The sequence below is a fragment of the Mesorhizobium sp. A556 genome (assembly GCF_054489545.1).
Map to the genome: position 1 here is coordinate 210,823 of NZ_JBTMXA010000003.1, position 16,951 is coordinate 227,773.

The 16,951-nt window shown below is 63.5% G+C and carries 15 protein-coding genes and 1 pseudogene; 2 read left to right on the top strand and 14 right to left on the bottom strand.

What is annotated here, in order from left to right:
• Positions 1-13 precede the first annotated feature (13 nt).
• From ACX3P0_RS09445 to ACX3P0_RS09475, 7 genes and pseudogenes are all read right to left on the bottom strand, one after another.
• Positions 14-739, bottom strand: a complete 726-nt coding sequence (locus ACX3P0_RS09445) for an ABC transporter ATP-binding protein (protein ID WP_459079290.1) — start codon at positions 737-739, stop codon at positions 14-16.
• Positions 739-2,526: an ATP-binding cassette domain-containing protein gene (locus ACX3P0_RS09450; protein WP_459088018.1), complete on the bottom strand. Its 1,788-nt coding sequence runs from the start codon at positions 2,524-2,526 to the stop codon at positions 739-741. The genes ACX3P0_RS09445 and ACX3P0_RS09450 overlap by 1 nt, the downstream gene beginning before the upstream one ends.
• Positions 2,526-4,076, bottom strand: a complete 1,551-nt coding sequence (gene livM, locus ACX3P0_RS09455) for a high-affinity branched-chain amino acid ABC transporter permease LivM (RefSeq protein WP_459079448.1) — start codon at positions 4,074-4,076, stop codon at positions 2,526-2,528. Before livM ends, ACX3P0_RS09450 begins: the two co-directional genes overlap by 1 nt.
• A 52-nt stretch (positions 4,077-4,128) precedes the next feature.
• Positions 4,129-5,031, bottom strand: coding sequence for a branched-chain amino acid ABC transporter permease (locus tag ACX3P0_RS09460; RefSeq protein ID WP_459088019.1), 903 nt, complete (start codon positions 5,029-5,031; stop codon positions 4,129-4,131).
• A 328-nt stretch (positions 5,032-5,359) separates the two neighbouring features.
• Positions 5,360-6,361 carry a 4-hydroxyproline epimerase gene (locus tag ACX3P0_RS09465; protein WP_459088020.1) on the bottom strand — a complete coding sequence of 334 codons (1,002 nt, stop codon included), beginning with the start codon at positions 6,359-6,361 and terminating at the stop codon, positions 5,360-5,362.
• Positions 6,362-6,370: 9 nt separating this feature from the next.
• A complete protein-coding gene (locus ACX3P0_RS09470; protein ID WP_459088021.1) occupies positions 6,371-7,618 on the bottom strand; it encodes an NAD(P)/FAD-dependent oxidoreductase in 1,248 nt (415 codons plus the stop codon).
• A gap of 98 nt (positions 7,619-7,716) precedes the next feature.
• Positions 7,717-7,920 (bottom strand): annotated as a pseudogene (locus ACX3P0_RS09475) (dihydrodipicolinate synthase family protein); the annotation flags it as partial.
• A gap of 74 nt (positions 7,921-7,994) precedes the next feature.
• Between ACX3P0_RS09475 and ACX3P0_RS09480 the strand changes: the two are divergent.
• Positions 7,995-8,681: a GntR family transcriptional regulator gene (locus tag ACX3P0_RS09480; protein ID WP_459079286.1), complete on the top strand. Its 687-nt coding sequence runs from the start codon at positions 7,995-7,997 to the stop codon at positions 8,679-8,681.
• Positions 8,682-8,763: 82 nt separating this feature from the next.
• Here the strand turns inward: ACX3P0_RS09480 and ACX3P0_RS09485 are convergent, their stop codons facing one another.
• On the bottom strand, positions 8,764-10,257 hold the full coding sequence (locus ACX3P0_RS09485) for a CoA-acylating methylmalonate-semialdehyde dehydrogenase (RefSeq protein WP_459079285.1): 1,494 nt from the start codon (positions 10,255-10,257) through the stop codon (positions 8,764-8,766).
• A gap of 193 nt (positions 10,258-10,450) precedes the next feature.
• Here ACX3P0_RS09485 and ACX3P0_RS09490 point away from each other — a divergent pair, with 193 nt between their 5' ends.
• Positions 10,451-11,332 carry a LysR family transcriptional regulator gene (locus ACX3P0_RS09490; protein ID WP_459079284.1) on the top strand — a complete coding sequence of 294 codons (882 nt, stop codon included), beginning with the start codon at positions 10,451-10,453 and terminating at the stop codon, positions 11,330-11,332.
• Between the two features lies 1 nt (position 11,333).
• On the opposite strand, the gene ACX3P0_RS09495 is transcribed toward ACX3P0_RS09490, so the two are convergent.
• The 6 genes from ACX3P0_RS09495 to ACX3P0_RS09520 all read right to left on the bottom strand — a co-directional run bounded on the left by ACX3P0_RS09495 (position 11,334) and on the right by ACX3P0_RS09520 (position 16,947).
• Complete coding sequence (locus tag ACX3P0_RS09495; protein ID WP_459079283.1) at positions 11,334-12,590, bottom strand: D-amino acid dehydrogenase; 1,257 nt, start codon at positions 12,588-12,590, stop codon at positions 11,334-11,336.
• Positions 12,591-12,637: 47 nt separating this feature from the next.
• On the bottom strand, positions 12,638-13,207 hold the full coding sequence (locus ACX3P0_RS09500) for a nucleoside-diphosphate kinase (RefSeq protein ID WP_459088022.1): 570 nt from the start codon (positions 13,205-13,207) through the stop codon (positions 12,638-12,640).
• Positions 13,204-13,617, bottom strand: coding sequence for a nucleoside diphosphate kinase regulator (gene rnk, locus ACX3P0_RS09505; RefSeq protein WP_459088023.1), 414 nt, complete (start codon positions 13,615-13,617; stop codon positions 13,204-13,206). Before rnk ends, ACX3P0_RS09500 begins: the two co-directional genes overlap by 4 nt.
• A 275-nt stretch (positions 13,618-13,892) precedes the next feature.
• Positions 13,893-15,026: an alanine racemase gene (gene alr / locus ACX3P0_RS09510; RefSeq protein WP_459088024.1), complete on the bottom strand. Its 1,134-nt coding sequence runs from the start codon at positions 15,024-15,026 to the stop codon at positions 13,893-13,895.
• A 208-nt stretch (positions 15,027-15,234) separates the two neighbouring features.
• Positions 15,235-15,774 carry an RNA pyrophosphohydrolase gene (locus ACX3P0_RS09515; protein ID WP_459088025.1) on the bottom strand — a complete coding sequence of 180 codons (540 nt, stop codon included), beginning with the start codon at positions 15,772-15,774 and terminating at the stop codon, positions 15,235-15,237.
• 3 nt (positions 15,775-15,777) lie between these two features.
• Positions 15,778-16,947, bottom strand: a complete 1,170-nt coding sequence (locus ACX3P0_RS09520) for a divergent polysaccharide deacetylase family protein (protein WP_459088026.1) — start codon at positions 16,945-16,947, stop codon at positions 15,778-15,780.
• Positions 16,948-16,951 lie beyond the last annotated feature (4 nt).

A 16,951-nucleotide genomic window follows, 5' to 3' on the forward strand; every position in this document is an offset into this window, starting at 1 on the left:
CATAAGTGGCGTGTTAGCGGCCGCCTTCGAGATAGGCGGCACGCACTTCCGGATTGGCCAGCAGTTCCTTGCCGGTTCCGCTCATCGTCACATTGCCGTTGACCATCACATAGCCGCGCGTGGCCAGTTTCAGCGCGCCAAATGCGTTCTGCTCGACCAGGAATACCGTCAGGCCTTCAGTACGGTTCAACTCGCGGATGGCGTCGAAGATCTGCTTGACGACGAGCGGCGCCAGACCGAGCGACGGCTCGTCCAGCAAAAGCAGTTTTGGGCGCGCCATCAACGCACGGCCGATCGACAGCATCTGCTGCTCGCCGCCGGACAGGGTGCCGCCGCGCTGGGCGATGCGTTCCTTGAGACGGGGAAACAGCGTGAACACCTTCTCGACGTCCTCGTCGTAATGCTTCAGGCCATCGAGGCTCGCCCCCATCTGCAGGTTTTCCAGCACCGTCATGCGCGGGAAGATACGACGCCCTTCCGGCGACTGCGCGATGCGCAGCCTGGCGATCTGGTGCGTCGGCATCTGCGTGATGTCCGTGCCGGCAAAGACGATGCTGCCGGCCCGCGCCCGCGGCGCGCCGAATATGGTCATCATCAGTGTCGACTTGCCCGCGCCGTTGGCCCCGATCAGGGCGACGATCTCGCCCTTCTCGACATGGACGTCGACGCCATTCAGCGCCTGGATGTTGCCGTAGAACGTATGGACGCCCTTGATATCGAGTAGAGTATTGCCGGCCATTATTTACGCCCCCCGCGCTTGACCGCAGCCGGTGCCGCTTTTTGTTTGGCCGAAGCCTGTTTGGCGGCGGCTTTTTCAAAAGCCTTGGCCTGCCCGATCCAGTCTTCGCGGGCGATGCGCCCGTCGAAAGCGAGATAGCTCTCGACAGCCTCGATATCGGCCTTCTTCCACGCGCCGATCTGGTCGAAATGGAAGATGCCGTGCTCGTTGAGCTTTTGCTGGTTGACCGGCCCGATCCCCTTGATCACCAGCAAATCGTCTGGCCTGCCGCCGCGCGGCGCGGCAAGACGGTTCGCGATCCCCTTCGAGGCCGGAGCCTTCAAGACCGGGGCTTTCGGGGCCGAAGCTTTGGAGGCAGCAGCTTTCGGGGCGGGTTTGGCCGCCGTGGAAGGCGCGGCGGTTGTCGACTTGCCCGCAATTGGCTTGGCCGCAGCCTTCGGTGCGACCGTCTTGGCAGCAGGGGCCGGCTTGGCAGCGGGGGCCGGCTTGGCCGGGGCAGCCTTCACGGACGCAGGCTTTGGCGTTGCAGTCGCCCTCGGTGCGGAAACCGGCGCTGGCTTCTTTGCCGCGGCTGATTTCGCGGTTGAGCCCGAGGGCGAAGCCGCCGCCGCTTTCGAGCTGCGTCCTGCCGCAGAACCGGCCTTTGCCGGTGCGGACTTCGACGCGGCCTTTACCGGCGCAGACTGGGCCGATGCAGACTTTGCCGGCGCGGCCTTTGACGGCACAGGCTGGGCCGGTGCAGCCTTCCGCCGCTCGGCGATCGCATCCGCCTGTCCGGCTTTCGACGCCCCCTTGGCGACGGTAACCCGCTCGCCATCGCGATGACCGACCGTCTCGCTCATCGGCCCGGCCAGCATGGAAGCCGATGCGCTCGGCCCATGTTCCGGATCGGGTCCGGCATCGAGCCGCTCCAGCACGTCGTCGTCGCCAACCTCGGTCAGCACCGTTTCGACTTCGTCGTCGTCGACGCCCAGATAGGCGGCAATGACGCGCGGATCCATCTTGACCGATTCCGGATTGCCATCGGCGATTTTGCGCCCGTATTCAAGCACCACGACATGGTCGGAAATCTGCATGACCACGGACATATCGTGCTCGATCAGCAGGATCGAGGTGCCCGAGGTTTTCTTGATGTCCATGAGCAGCTTGTTGAGCGCCAGCGACTCACGCGGGTTCAGGCCGGCCGCCGGTTCGTCGAGGCACAGCAGTTCCGGTTCGGTACACATGGCGCGCGCGATTTCCAGGCGCCGCTGCGCACCGTAGGGCAAGTCCCCCGCCGGATCGTCTGCCCGATCGACCAGTTCGGCCTTGTCCAGCCAGTATTTCGCGACCTCGATGGATTGCGCCGACGCCTCACGGTAGCCGCCGATGCCCAGCAGGCCCAGCACCGTATAGCCGGATGCCTTCATCAGCTTGTTGTGCTGCGCCACCAGCAGGTTCTCCAGCACGGTCATGCCGGAAAACAGGCGGATGTTCTGGAACGTGCGGGCGACCTTGGCCTTGGCCGTGATCTGGAAATCGGCCATGCGCTCGAGCAGGAATTCGTTCCCCGCCTTGCCGGTAAAGCGGATCATGCCTTCCGATGGCTTGTAGAAGCCCGTGATGCAGTTGAACACGGTCGTCTTGCCGGCCCCGTTGGGGCCGATCAAGGCGGTGATCTCGCCGCGCCTGGCCGCGAACGACAGGTCTCCGATGGCAATCAGCCCGCCGAATTTCATCGACAGATGTTCAAGCTGAAGGACGTTTTCGGTCATGGTGCTGGATGCCGCCGATGTGTTCGTTGCCATCAGCCGTGCCCTTCCTTGGTGAAGGACGCGGAAACGGCCTTTCGTTCTTTCAGGAATGCCGTCGGTTCACGACTGCCGACGAAGCCGCGCGGTTTCCAGACCATGACGATGACCATGGCCATGCCGAACAGCAGCATGCGGTAAAGCTCCGGCGTAAAGTCCGGCCCGAACACCACTTTCAGGAAATCCAGTTCTCGAAGCACCTCGGTGCCGCCGATCATCACCACCGCCGCAATGGCGATGCCGATCAGCGAGCCCATGCCGCCAAGCACCACGATGGCGAGGATGATCGCCGACTCCAGGAAGACGAAGGATTCGGGGCTGACGAAACCCTGCCGTGCGGCGAAGAACGCCCCGGCAAAACCGCCGAACATCGCCCCGGTGGCAAATGCCGTCAGCTTCGTCGTGGTGGTATTGATGCCGAGCGACCGGCAGGCGATTTCGTCTTCACGCAGCGCCTCCCAGGCGCGGCCCACCGGCATGCGGCGCAGCCTTATGGTGACGAACGCGGTAAGCAGGCACAGAAGCAGGATGAGATAATAGAGGAATATCTTATAGTAGGCACTCGACTGGGCGATATCGAATACCTTGGAAATGTAGTTCGGATCGCTGACATTGAAGGAAAACAGGCCGAAGAACGACACTTTCGGGATGCCTGAGATACCGGCCGAACCGTTGGTGACTTCACGCCAGTTGATGAGGATCATCCGAATGATCTCGCCGAAGGCGAGCGTCACGATAGCCAGATAGTCACCCCGAAGCCTGAGCACCGGGAAACCGAGGATCACGCCCCAGAATGCGGCCATGATGCCGGCGCAGGGAAGCAGTATCCAGAACGACAGGCCGTAATGGGAGCCAAGCAGCGCATAGGCATAGGCGCCGACGGCATAGAAGGCAACGTAACCGAGGTCGAGCAGGCCGGCCAATCCGACGACGATGTTCAGCCCCCAGGCGAGCATCACATAGATCAGGATCTGGATGCCGAAATTGTCGACCCATTTCAACGAGCCCTGAAAGCCGCCCGCCATGGACCCCGACAGCAACGCCAGAAGCAGCACGATGAAGATCGGATAGAGCGCCAGCGCGCTGATGCCCAGCGCCGCGCTATGGCTCAAAATGAAGGTGCGGTAGTAGAAGAACGTGAAGGCCAGTGCGTAGATAATGGAGAGCGCGCGAAGGAAGCGCGCATAGCCGGCGAGTTCCGGCCCGAGCAGGCCGTTGAGCGAACCCGACGCCAGAAACAAGACGACGATCAGCGCGGCCGCCACCAGGAAATAAGGAACCTTGAAAAAGCGCGTTGCCATGCTGTCGGGCAACAGGCCGGTAGTGACGTTGGTGATCTTCTGCCGGGCAAGGAAAGGCCGGGCATAGGCGATGTAACAGAAGCGCCCGATCATGGTGAGCGCGACGACAATGGCGAGCAGCCCCCAGCGCTGAACCAGAACCAGTTCGTTGCGGATATTCTGGTCGGTCTTGAGGCCGATCAGAAGGACGAAGCAGCCGAACGCCATGACGCCAGCGAAGAGCGCTTCGCGAAAGGCCTGCGCGATCGGCGCCGGGGCCGTGGTTGCGTTGTCTGAGGAAACGGTTGCGCTCATTCTCTCAGACCTTTTCGACTTCAGGCCGGCCCAATATGCCGGAAGGCAGGAAGATCAGCACGATCGCCAGGATGGAAAAGGCCGCGACGTCCTTGTAGTCGATCGAGAAATACGCCGACCACATGCTTTCGATGAAGCCGATCAGCAAGCCGCCGATGACTGCGCCGGGGATCGAACCGATGCCGCCAAGCACCGCTGCCGTGAACGCCTTGACGCCCGGCACGAAGCCGTCGGAGAACACCACGACACCGTAATACATGAGGAACAGCGTGCCTGCGACGCCGGCCAGCGCCGCGCCGATGATGAAGGTGATCGAGATGGTGCGGTCCACGTCGATGCCCAGCAGCGCCGCCATTTTCTGGTCCTGCTCGCACGCCCTTTGCGCGCGCCCCAGCGACGTCTTGTTGACGACATACCAGAAGACCAACAGCAGCACGGCGGTAACCAGGACGATGACGATCTGCTTCAGGGAAACACTGACGCCGTAGATGTTATAGACTTGGCTGATCATCGGCGGGATCGGCTTGTTGCGCGGACCCTGCGTCACCTGCACGAAATTGGACAAAGCGATCGACATGCCGATTGCCGTGATCAGCGGCGCCAGGCGGAAGGAGCCGCGCAAGGGCCGGTAGGCCACCTTCTCGATCACCCAGTTGTAGAGGCCAACCATGATCATCGATACGATCATCATGATCAGCAGCGCGACGACCACCGGTATCGAGTAGAACAGCGCACCCAGGACGAGAAAGACGATCAGGGCGACAAAGGCGCCAACCATGAAAATGTCGCCATGGGCAAAATTGATCATGCCGACGATGCCATAGACCATCGTATAGCCGATCGCGATCAGCCCATAGATAGACCCCAGCGTCAGCCCATTGATAAGCTGCTGGATAAAATATTGCATGGTGCCGCTGCTCCCCTGGAATGTCGCTCGATCAAGCGCATCCCTTTTTATCTTCCCCTAGTCGTAAAGTCTCGAGCCCGGAATGCAACGTGATTTTCCGTTACGGAGCACGTTTTTTCGAGGCGGACTGCCCCGTTCGCTTGTTCTCCGGGCCTGTGGTCCAGCCGCACCATATCCTTGGTATAATCCAATGTCTTTGCGGATTTGAACCTTTCCCGTGGCAATTTTGGAAGAAACCACGACTAAAATCGATTTGCTGAAAGGATCGTTGCACAACCGCCATCCTTGCGTGCGCGCGCCGCTTGATGCCCGAAAGTGCTTCGCCGCCTCATTTGACGACGAAGCCGTGGGCGAACGGATCGCGGTCGTCGATGAAGATCGTGTTCAATCCGGTCATCCGCGCCCAGCCTCCGATGGACGGGATTATCGCCGGCCGGCCCGCCATTTCGACCTCCTTTTCGACCCGGCCCTTGAACAGCGAGCCGATGATGGATTCGTGCACGAAGGCGTCGCCTACCTTCAGTTTTCCCTTGGCGTGAAGTTGCGCCATGCGCGCCGACGTGCCGGTGCCGCAAGGGCTGCGATCGATCGCCTTGTCGCCATAGAAGACGGCGTTGCGGGCATGCGCGCCTTCCACGGTCGGCGCGCCGGTCCACAGCATGTGCGTCAGCCGGTTGATGCCGGGATTTTCCGGATGTTCGAAGCTGTATTTCTCGTTCAGCCGCTGGCGCACCACCGGGCTCCAGGCAATCAGCTCGCCGGCTGAATAAACGGCCATGTCGCGAAAATTCTCCTGCGGCTCGACGATGGCGTAGAAATTGCCGCCATAGGCGACATCCACCTTGATCTCGCCCAGTTGCGGGCATTCCACCGTCAACCCTTCGGCATGGAGGAAGGACGGCACGTTGGTGATGCGCACTTCCTCGACATAGTCGCCAACCTGCTTGTACTGCGCCCTCACCAGGCCTGCCGGCGTGTCGAGCCGCAACATGCCCGGCGTCCTTGGCTTGATCAGCCCATGCTCGATGGCCATCGTCACCGTGCCGATGGTGCCGTGGCCGCACATCGGCAGGCAGCCGGAGGTTTCGATGAACAAGATGCCGATGTCGCAATCCTCGCGCGTCGGCGGATAAAGGATCGAGCCCGACATCATGTCGTGACCGCGCGGCTCGAACATCAGGCCGGTGCGGATCCAGTCATACTCAGCCAGGAAATGCGCGCGCCGCTCCATCATCGTCGAGCCTTCCAGCAGCGGCCCGCCACCCGCCACCAGCCGCACCGGGTTGCCGCAGGTATGTCCGTCGATGCAGAAGAAGGATTTCTTGGCCATGGCGTACTCTTAGAAACGTTTGGAACTGAAGGGAGAAAGATCGAGAGCCGGACTTTGCTCCTGCACCAGGTCGCGGATCAAGCGGCCCGTCGCTGCCGCCTGTGTCAGGCCGAGATGGCCGTGGCCGAAGGCATAGACGACGTTTGCCGCACCAGGCGCCTTGACGATGACCGGAAGCGAATCCGGCAGCGACGGGCGAAACCCCATCCACTCGCGGCCGCCTTCGGGATTGAGGCCCGGCAGGAATGTCTTCGCCTTTTGAAGCAGCGCCCTTGAGCGGGCATAGTTAGGTGCTCGCTCGATGCCGCCAAGTTCGACGGCGCCGCCGATACGAAGCCCGGTCGAGAGCGGCGTGATGACAAACCCATGGCCGGGAAAAATAAGCTGACGCTTCACATCGAAAGCGGAGGACGGCAGCGTCGTGTTGTAGCCGCGCTCGGTTTCGAGCGGGATGCGGTCGCCCAGTTGCCTTGCCAGCAGATGCGACCACGCACCGGCGGCAAGCACCAGCGTCCTGGCCTGCCGTCTCGCGCCGGCGGCAAAGATGAGCGTCGCCCCGTTCTCGCCTGCTTCGATGCGATCGACCCGCGCCTTTTCAAAGCGTGCGCCTTTGGTCTGCGCATAGGCCCAGACCGCCTTGCCCAGCAGCTTGGGGTCGGCGACCGTCTTCCATTCGGGAACGAAAGTCCCCTTGACGAAGCGCGGCGACACGCCGGGTTGGAGTTCCGCCAGTTCCTGGCCTTCGAGGTGGCTATAGGCAATGCCGAAACGGTCGCGCACGGCCCAGCCGGGCAGCGAGGCCAAAAACTCCGCCTCGCTTTCATAGAACTCGATCGAGCCGTCCTCGCGCAGCATCGGGCGCGTGCCGGAACGGTCCATCAGGCCCATCCATTCCGCTTCCGCAAGCTTCATCAGCGCCGCCTGCGCGACCAGGCTGGCTTCGTAATTGCTGTCGGAGCCGGCGCGCCAGAAGCGCCACAGCCAGGGCGCAAGTTTGGGCAGGTATGCGGGCGGGATGGCAAGCGGCCCCAGCGGGTCCATGAGCCATCGCGGCAGATTGCGCATCATGCCCTTGTGGGCAAGCGGCAGCATGTCGGTAAAGGCGAAGGCGGCGGCATTGCCGGAACTCGTCTCCTCGCAGATGCCGGTGCGGTCGAAGACGGTGACGGAACGCCCCGCCTCCGCCAGATAGGCCGCCGCGCAAATGCCGATGATGCCGCCGCCGACAATGGCGATGTCGAGAGAAGTGCTGGTCATGGTTGAGGTACTACGCCGCCTTCGACAAGTTCGACAATGTCGGGCGCGCGGCAAGCGCGCCCTTGACGATCTTTTCCACCGCCTTGCGGCGCTCGCCCGCCAGCGATCTTTCGTGCCGTGCGAAACACTTCGAACTGCTCGTCGATCGACAGCATCGGCCCCTCGCCAAGCGAGCCGCAGGCGACGATTCCGTCACAGCCGCCATCCATTTGAAGTGCAAAGCAGCGCTCCATCTGGGCATGGTCGAGACGGTCGTCCTCGGTGAACTTGGTAGTGACGGCAGGAAAAATTCCAGACCACATAGTGGCTCTCCATCTGATATATCTACCGCATATCAAAGCTGCGTGCCGGCTGTCAATGCGATTCAAGCTATGATATGCAGGCAATATATCAGGAGATATTCGTGGCGCTTACGGAAGAAGCCTCAGCCTCCGAGCCAGCCGCCATACGGGCTTACCGGGCACTGGAACGCATGATCGTCATGCTCGAACTGGCCCCCGGTAGCTTCGTTACCGAAGGCACGCTCATCGACAGGCTCGGGCTTGGGCGAACCCCGGTGCGCGAGGCGATCCAGCGGCTTGCCTGGGAAGGCCTGCTCGACATCAGGCCCCGCGCCGGCATCGCCATTGCGCCGCTGCATGCCGGCGATTGGGTACGGGTGCTGGATGCGAGACGCGGCGTCGAGATCGTGCTGGCCCGCTCGGCCGCGCGCTACGTCACCCGCGCCGCCACCGACCGTTTCCACGCTGCGGCGCTTGCCATGCAGGGGGCCGCCGTCTCCAGCAGCGTGCAGGCCTTCCTCGAAGCCGACAAGGCGTTCGACGAAGCGCTGGCCTTCGCCGCCGACAACATTTTTGCCGCACGGCTGGCCGCACCCCTGCAGACCCACAGCCGCCGCTTCTGGTTTCGCTACCGGGCCGAGACCGGGCTGGCCGAAGCCGCCGAGCACCATGTCGGCCTGATCCGCTCCATCCTGTCCGGCGACGAGGATTTAGCGGCCGCGGACGCCGAACGCTTGATGGCGCTGCTCTGCGCCCATGCCGAGGCGGCTGCACGGCGTTAAGCTCAGGCAGCAGCCAAAAACAAAAGAGGACGCGGCCGAAGCAGCGCCCTTTTTCAATATCGGGATTGGCCCGAAAGCCGACTCAGGAGGTCGGCATGGCGAACTCTGCGCCTTCCTTGACGCCCGATGGCCAGCGCTGGGTGACCGTCTTGGTCTTGGTGTAGAAGCGCACCGAGTCCGGGCCGTACTGGTTGAGGTCGCCAAAGCCGGACTTCTTCCAGCCGCCAAACGTGTAGTAGGCAACCGGCACCGGGATCGGCACGTTGATGCCGACCATGCCGACCTGGACGCGGGCAGCGAAATCGCGCGCGGCATCGCCGTCGCGGGTGAAGATGGCGACGCCGTTACCATATTCATGCTCGGACGGCAGACGCACCGCCTCTTCAAAATCGTGTGCGCGCACCACCGACAGAACCGGGCCAAAGATTTCTTCCTTGTAGATGCGCATGTCCGGCGTCACGTTATCGAACAGGCAGCCGCCCATATAGAAGCCGTTCTCATAGCCCTGCATCTTGAAGCCGCGGCCATCGACGGCAAGCTTTGCCCCTTCCTTGATGCCGATCTCGACATAATTCTTCACGCGCTCCAGCGCCGCAGCGGTGACCAGCGGGCCGAAGTCGGCTGCCGGATCGGTCGAGGGGCCGATCTTCAGGCTCTCGACGCGCGGGATCAGCTTTTCCATCAGCCTGTCGCCGGTCGCCTTGCCGACGGGAACCGCAACCGACACCGCCATGCAGCGCTCGCCGGCGGCACCGTAGCCGGAACCGATCAGCGCATCGACCGCCTGGTCCATGTCGGCGTCGGGCATGATGATCATGTGGTTCTTGGCGCCGCCGAAGCACTGGCAGCGCTTGCCGGTCTGGGCGGCGCGCTCGTAGATATATTGCGCGATCGCCGACGAGCCGACGAAGCCGATAGCCGAAATGTCCTGATGGTCGAGGATGGCATCGACCGATTCCTTGTCGCCGTTGACGACGTTGAGGATACCGTCCGGCAGGCCGGCTTCGGTCATCAGTTCGGCCAGTTTCATGGGCACGCCGGGATCGCGCTCGGAAGGCTTGAGGATGAAGGCATTGCCGCAGGCGATGGCCGGGGCGAACTTCCACATCGGGATCATGGCCGGGAAGTTGAACGGCGTGATGCCGGCAACGACGCCGAGCGGCTGGCGGATCGAATAAAGGTCGATGCCGGGGCCGGCACCCTCGGTGAACTCGCCCTTCAGCAGATGCGGGATGCCAAGCGCGAACTCGACGACTTCGACGCCGCGCAAAATGTCGCCCTTGGCGTCGGGAATGGTCTTGCCGTGCTCGCGAGCCAAAAGCTCGGCCAGCGCGTCGTTGTCGCGCGTCACCAGTTCGAGGAACTTCATGAAAACGCGCGCGCGGCGCTGCGGGTTGGTCGCCGCCCACGCCGGCTGTGCCGCTTTCGCATTGGCGACGGCCGCATCAAGTTCCGACTTGGAAGCAAGCGCCACCTTGGCGCGCACCGTGCCGTCGAGCGGCTGGAACACGTCGGCTTCGCGTCCGGAAGTGCCCTTGACGTTCTTGCCGCCGATATAGTGCCCGTAATGGATCATTTTTTTCTCCCTGATGGCCCGAGGTGCAAATGGATGAAGGCCCATTGTCGGCCTTTGCCCGCCCAATGGCAACGTGAGCCGAAACGCAACCGTTGTGCATAATTTGATATACGCTCAGTGGTGGAATATGCTTTCATGCAGATGATGATGCTCTATTCCCGACCTTCCCAAACCGCCACCGGCGCTCCGTCCCATGAACTGGGATGACGTGCGCATCTTCCTGGCGGTCGCCCGCGCCGGGCAGTTCCTCGGTGCGGCAAGGCGGCTGGAACTGAACCACGCCACCGTCTCGCGCCGCATCGCAGCCCTGGAGGAGGCGTTGCGGGCAAAGCTGTTTCGCCGCCTCACCACCGGCAGCGAACTGACGCCGGCCGGGACACGCTTCCTCGACATTGCCGAGCGCATGGAGGCCGACATGATCGCGGCCCGCTCGACGCTTGCCGGCGAGGGCGACGACATCTCCGGCACGGTGCGCATCGGCGCGCCGGACGGCTTTGGCGTGGCATTCCTGGCGAAACATCTAGGCAGCCTGACGGCAGCGCACCGGGAACTGACCATCCAGTTGGTGCCGGTGCCGCGCTCGTTTTCGCTGTCGCGGCGCGAAGCCGACATCGCCATCACCGTCGAGCGCCCGACCGAGGGGCGGCTGGTGGCGGGCAAACTGGTCGACTACACACTCGGCCTGTTCGCCTCGCGCGCCTACGCCAAGGCGAACGGCCTGCCGAAATCGGCCGCGGAACTGAAAACCCACACGCTGATCGGCTACGTGCCGGACCTCATCGTCAGCCCGTCGCTGGACTATGACGCCGAGTTCAGCCCGGAATGGCGCAGCGCCTTCGCCATTTCATCCGCGCTTGGCCAGGCCGAAGCGGTGCGCGCCGGCGCCGGCATCGGCATCTTGCACACTTTCATCGCGCGCTCGATGCCAGACCTTATACCAGTCGACATCGTCGCGCCCATCCGCCGCGCCTACTGGCTCGTCTATCATGAATCGGTGAGGCCGATGCGCCGCGTCCAGCTTGTCGCCAGCTACATCACCAAGGCCGTCGAGAGCGAGCGCGCGCTTTTCCTGTAGATCAGGAAGCGTAGCGCTCCGGGCCGAGCTTGCTGGCGTCGATATCCGGCTTGCGGCCGGAAACGATGTCGGAAAGCACCCGAGCCGAGCCGCACGCCATGGTCCAGCCAAGCGTGCCGTGCCCCGTGTTGAGGTAGAGGTTCGGGTATTTCGACGCCCCGATGATGGGCGGCCCGTCCGGCGTCATCGGCCGCAAGCCGGTCCAGAACGTGGCCGCACCGAGGTCGCCGGCACCTGGGAACAGATCGCCGACGGAATGTTCCAGCGTCTTTCGCCGCCCCGGATGCAGCGACAGATCGTAGCCGGCGATCTCGGCGGTGCCGCCGACGCGGATGCGATCGCCGAGCCTTGTGATGGCGATCTTGTAGGTTTCGTCCATCACCGTCGATTCGGGTGCTGCCTTGGCGTTGACGATCGGCACGGTGATCGAATAGCCCTTGATCGGATAGACCGGGATAGGCTGGCCGAGCTTGCGCATCCAGATCGGCGAATAGCTGCCCATCGCCATGACATAGGCGTCCGCCTTCTTCTCGCCGGCGCTGGTCGAGCAACCGGTGATGCGGCCCTTGTCGGTATGGATCGCATTCAGCGTCACGCCGTACTCGAAGCGGACGCCCGCCGCGACGGCGATCTCCGACAGCCGCGTGGTGAACATCTGGCAGTCGCCGGTCTCGTCGCCCGGCAATTGCAGGCCGCCGACAAACTTTTCGCGCACCGAAGCCAAGCCCGGCTCGGCGGCGATGCAGCCGTCCTGGTCGAGCACGTTGAAGGGCACGCCATACTGCTTGAGCACCGCGACATCGCCGCCGATCCCGTCAAGCTGGTACTGCTTGCGGAACAGTTGCAGCGTGCCCTTGGCGCGGTCGTCATAGGCGATGTTGGTCGAGGTCCTCAGCGCCTTCAGCACATCGCGGCTGTATTCGGCGATCGGCACCATCCGCGATTTGTTCACCGCGTAGCGCTCCGCCGTGCAGTTGCGCAGCATCTTGGAGACCCAGCTCCACATATTCAGGTCGAGAGCAGGCCGGATGACCAGCGGCCCGTATTTCATCGTCAGCCATTTGATCGCCTTCACCGGCACGCCGGGCCCCGCCCAGGGCGAAGAATAGCCGGGCGACACCTCGCCCGCATTGGCAAAGCTGGTTTCAAGCGCCGGGCCAGGCTGTCGGTCGATCACCGTCACCTCATGGCCGGCCTCGGTCAGATAATAAGCCGTGGTCACGCCGATCACGCCGCCGCCCAGCACCAATACTTTCATCGTCTACTCTCCTTGCCGGGCCGTCAGGCATCTAATGGCCGGGGCCGTCAGGCTGCCGACGGACCCGGATCGTCGTCATCATGGCGTGTCTGCCGCATTTTCCACTTCTCGCCAAGGGGCTGGACATCAGACGCGGCACTGTGGACCAGCCGAAGTGCCGGCCGTCCCGTCGGCACGGACGGCTGGTCCCGCGCCGCGAGGCTTCGCTTGGCCGCCTCCGGCTGGTAAACGACCTTTTCGATCAGGATGGTTTCCCGTCCGCCGCCAGGCCGCACCACCGTCACCTTGTTTCCCTCGGACATGCCCAGCATCGACAGGCCGCGCATGGTGCTTACCGGCAGGTTCAGGCCGACCGGCCCGCGAGCGTCCTGCTGCACGAGCGTGCGTGTTTCCGCCTCCCCTGCGTCGACCCGGAATATCACCCGGCTGTTCAGCGTCGCCACGTCGGCCTCGACCGACAGGACGGAAACGACGGTTGCGTCCGCCAGTTTCTGCCGCAACAGGGCAAGGATAGGATCGCCAGAGGCAATCCGACGCTCCAGCATCGCCTCCAGGATGGAGAAATCCTTGGTCGTCAGGCAACAGGGCCGGCGCGCCTCTTCCGCATTCCCCGTCATGACGAGAGGCCGGCGGCCGGAGGCTCGACCTGTGCGATCTCAAGCACCCGCTCCTTGCCGTCGCGGGCGATCCAGACCACCGATTGACCGGCAGCCAGCCCGATCAGCGCCGTTCCGAGCGGGGTCAGGATCGAGATCTTGTTTTGCGCAATGTCCGCCTGTCCGGGATAGACGAGCGTGATGCGCTTTGCTTCCTCGCCGCCGCTGCGGAACATGACGCTGGAGCCCATGCGCACGACATTTTCGGGCACCGGATCGGTGATCGTCGCCCGATCCATTTCGGCCAAAAGGTCTTCGGCTATCTCCGGCACCCGGTCGAGTGCCGTTTGCGCCAGGCCGGTCAGCCTGTTGTGATCGGTCGCGCCCACCAGGATATCGAGTTGCGCGCGATGCTTGGTCGCTTCTTGCATTGAATTGTCCTCTTCAGGTCCGGCGGCGCATGCGATGCGCGTCGACGGCCACCCGGAACCGAAGTCCGGGATTGATGTTTCATGGAGAACGAGCGCCTCGCCTCAGGCGAAAGCGCTCGGATGGTCAACTTACTGGAAAAAAGGCCCCGCACCGCCCGGCCGCGATGTGCGGTCGAGCCGGGGCTAGGATCCCGCGATCGGGCATACCCGGAAAAAAGTCTGGCTGGGCGCAAGGTTGCTCATAGGGAAGAACGTGGGTGACATGATGGTCCTTGTCAAGCGCCCAGGTAGCGGCGATGGAAGCGATGACCGAGGCTTGTCAGCACCTCGTAGCCGATCGTGCCGGAAAAACCCGCAACCTCGTCCAGCGTTTGCGAAGGGCCGATCATCTGCACATAGTCGCCGGCTTTCAGGCGACCTTCCGGAAGGGCTGAAATGTCGAGAATGATGGAATCCATCGACACCCGGCCGACAAAGGGTAGGCTTGTGGCATCGAGATGGGCGGCAGCCATGGCGCGCCGACGCCATCCGTCGGCATAGCCCAGCGCGATCGTCGCCACCCTGAGCGGCCCGTCGGTGACGACGGTATGGCCATAGCCGATGCCTGCCCCGGCTTCGAGCGTGCGCGTCTGGATCACTTTCGCTTCCAGCCGCACGACCGGCAGCATCGGGTTTTTCGAGGCGGGCGTCGGATTGATGCCGTAAAGGGCGGCCCCCGGCCGGGCCAGGTCGAAATGATAGGCGGAACCAAGGAAAATACCCGACGAATTGGCCAACGACGCGGGCGCCGCCGGCAGCATGGCGCGCAACCGGTTGAATTCCTGCAACTGGGCGCGATTGGCCGGATGTTCCGGCTCGTCGGCGCAGGCCAGATGGCTCATCACCAGCCTTATATCGAGGCCCTCGAACGCCCCTGCATCGCCTGCCGCCGCCTCGACTTCACGAGGGGCCATGCCCAGCCGTGACATGCCGCTGTCCACCTGGATCGCCGCCGGCAGCTTCTTGGCCGCGCGTTGCGCAGCCTCCCGCCAACCGGCGAGTTGCTCCGTGCTGTTGATCACCGCCGCAAGGCCGGCAGTCACCGCTTCCATCTCCGCGCCGGGCAGGATGCCGTTCAGCACATAGATCGACGGTTTTGCCCCGAGCACGCCGCGCAGCGCCAAGCCTTCGTCCAGATGCGCGACGAAAAAGGTATCGCAGCCTTCCCCGGCAAGAGCGGTCGCCACTTCGGCGGCACCTAGCCCGTAGCCATCGGCCTTGACCACGCCGGCACAGGCGACACCGCCCAACTGCGCCTTCAGCCGCCGGTAATTCTCGCGGATCGCGCCCAGATCGATGGTCAGGACCGCTCCGGCAGCGGTGAGGCCCGGCTGGTCCGCCATGGGGCTTTTTATCAAAATCTGGTTCATGTCCAAACCCGATTCCTTCCGTCCGTCTCGGTTCAAACGACACAACCATGCTTGTAACATGGGATGGACGCACGATCCTTGCCAAAGACAGGCAATACTCGCAGATTCTCCCGAAAGATGGGCGATCGGCTCCGCACAGCGCACGGAAGCGTCGTTGCCCCTGAACGGTCAGGCTGGCACCCTGCTCCAGGCCTCCAGCCGGCAGGTCTTACGGGGCGAGATGCCGGAACGCCGCCACGACGTCGGCGTACAGTTTGCGCTTGAACGGAACGATCAGTCCAGTCAGGTCGGCCATCGGCCGCCATGCCCATTCGTCGAACTCGGCTTTTTCACCCGCCGGCGGCGGATTGATGCGGATTTCGCGCTCGTCGCCCTCGAAGCGAAAAGCGAACCATTTCTGCGTCTGCCCGCGATATTTTCCCTTGAGAGCGACGCCGACGAGGTCGGTCGGCAGGTCGTAATTTATCCAGTCCGGTGATTCCTCGACCAGGGTCAGGCTTTCCATGCCCGTCTCCTCGAAGATTTCGCGGCGTGCCGCCTCGAGCGGCTCTTCGCCCTTGTCGATGCCGCCCTGCGGCATCTGCCACAGCTTCACCGCGCCGGAAAACTCACTGTCCGGCTCGGCGATGCGACGCCCGACCCAGACCAACCCCTGTGCGTTGAGCACCATGATGCCGACGCAGGGACGGTAAGGCAGGCTTTCAGGATCGATTTTTTTGCCCGTGACCTTGTGCGTGCTCTTGCCCACGGTTCACCCCTTTTCCGGGTCGCTGGCTACCGCCGAGATCGGCACGATCTCGATGCCGCGTTTCTTCGCCTCGGCAATCCATGCCGTCACGGTTTCGACGGTCACGTCGAAGGCCGAACCGGTACCGACGGCAAAACCCTTGGCGCGCGCCGTCGCTTCCAGTTCGTCGAGTTTCTTCAGGATGGCGCCGCGATCCTGCTCCGCATCGATCGCCGTGTCGGCGACGGCCAGCGGCACCCGGTCCTTCAGGGCCAGTTCCGGGGCCACGCTGCGCGCCGAAGAGCCATCGTCGAGATAGCCGAGGCCGCGCTTGCCAAGTTCGGCCATGATCGGCTCCATGGCCGCTTTGTCGGCGGAAAACCGGGCGCCCATATAGTTCATCACGGTGGTGTAGTTGGTGGTCCGCGACAGCGCCCAGAGCAGATTTTTCAAATTCTCGTCCGCACCGGCATCGATGGTCAGCGTGTTGCGGCCGGGATTGACGTTCGGATAGTCGAACGGCTCCAGCGGCACCTGCATGACGATCTCATGGCCGAGCCGGCGCGCCTCCTGCATCCAGCGGCCGATCGAGTTGCCCTGCGGCGCGAAGGCCAGCGTGACCTCCGCCGGCAGTTTGGCGATGGCCGCCTGCGTTCCCGTCTGCGAAACGGCAAGCCCGCCGATGACGATGGCCACCCGCGCCCCGCGGCTGCCCGACCACGGCCTTGCATAGACATCAAACGGACGCCTTCCATCGGCGCTGCGGATCGGCAGCGGTCCCGTGGCGCTGTCCTCGATCAGGGCCTTGTCGGGAAGGTGCGCTACCCTCAGATTCTGGCCAAGGGTCGAGGGATCGTGAATGACGATGGCGCCACGCGGCGGCGCATCGCCTTCCTCTGTCTCGACATGAATGATCTTCGGCCCGCTGTCCGGTTGCGCCGGCGCGGCTTTGGCGGGCGGCTTGGCGTCCGTCGCTACCGGCGACTGTACCGGACTTGCCACGGCCGGAATCGAAACGGCGACGGTTTCCGGCTTGCGAAACGGCTTTTCCCGCAGCGCGATGGCGCCGGAAACGCCAATGACCGCCAAAACGCCGAACGCCGCAGCTACGGTGCCGGGGCGCAGCCGCACCGAACTTCGCTGCGGCCGGGCAGCCTGCCCGAGCGGCCGTTCGATGTCCTTGATGTCAGCCAAGCCG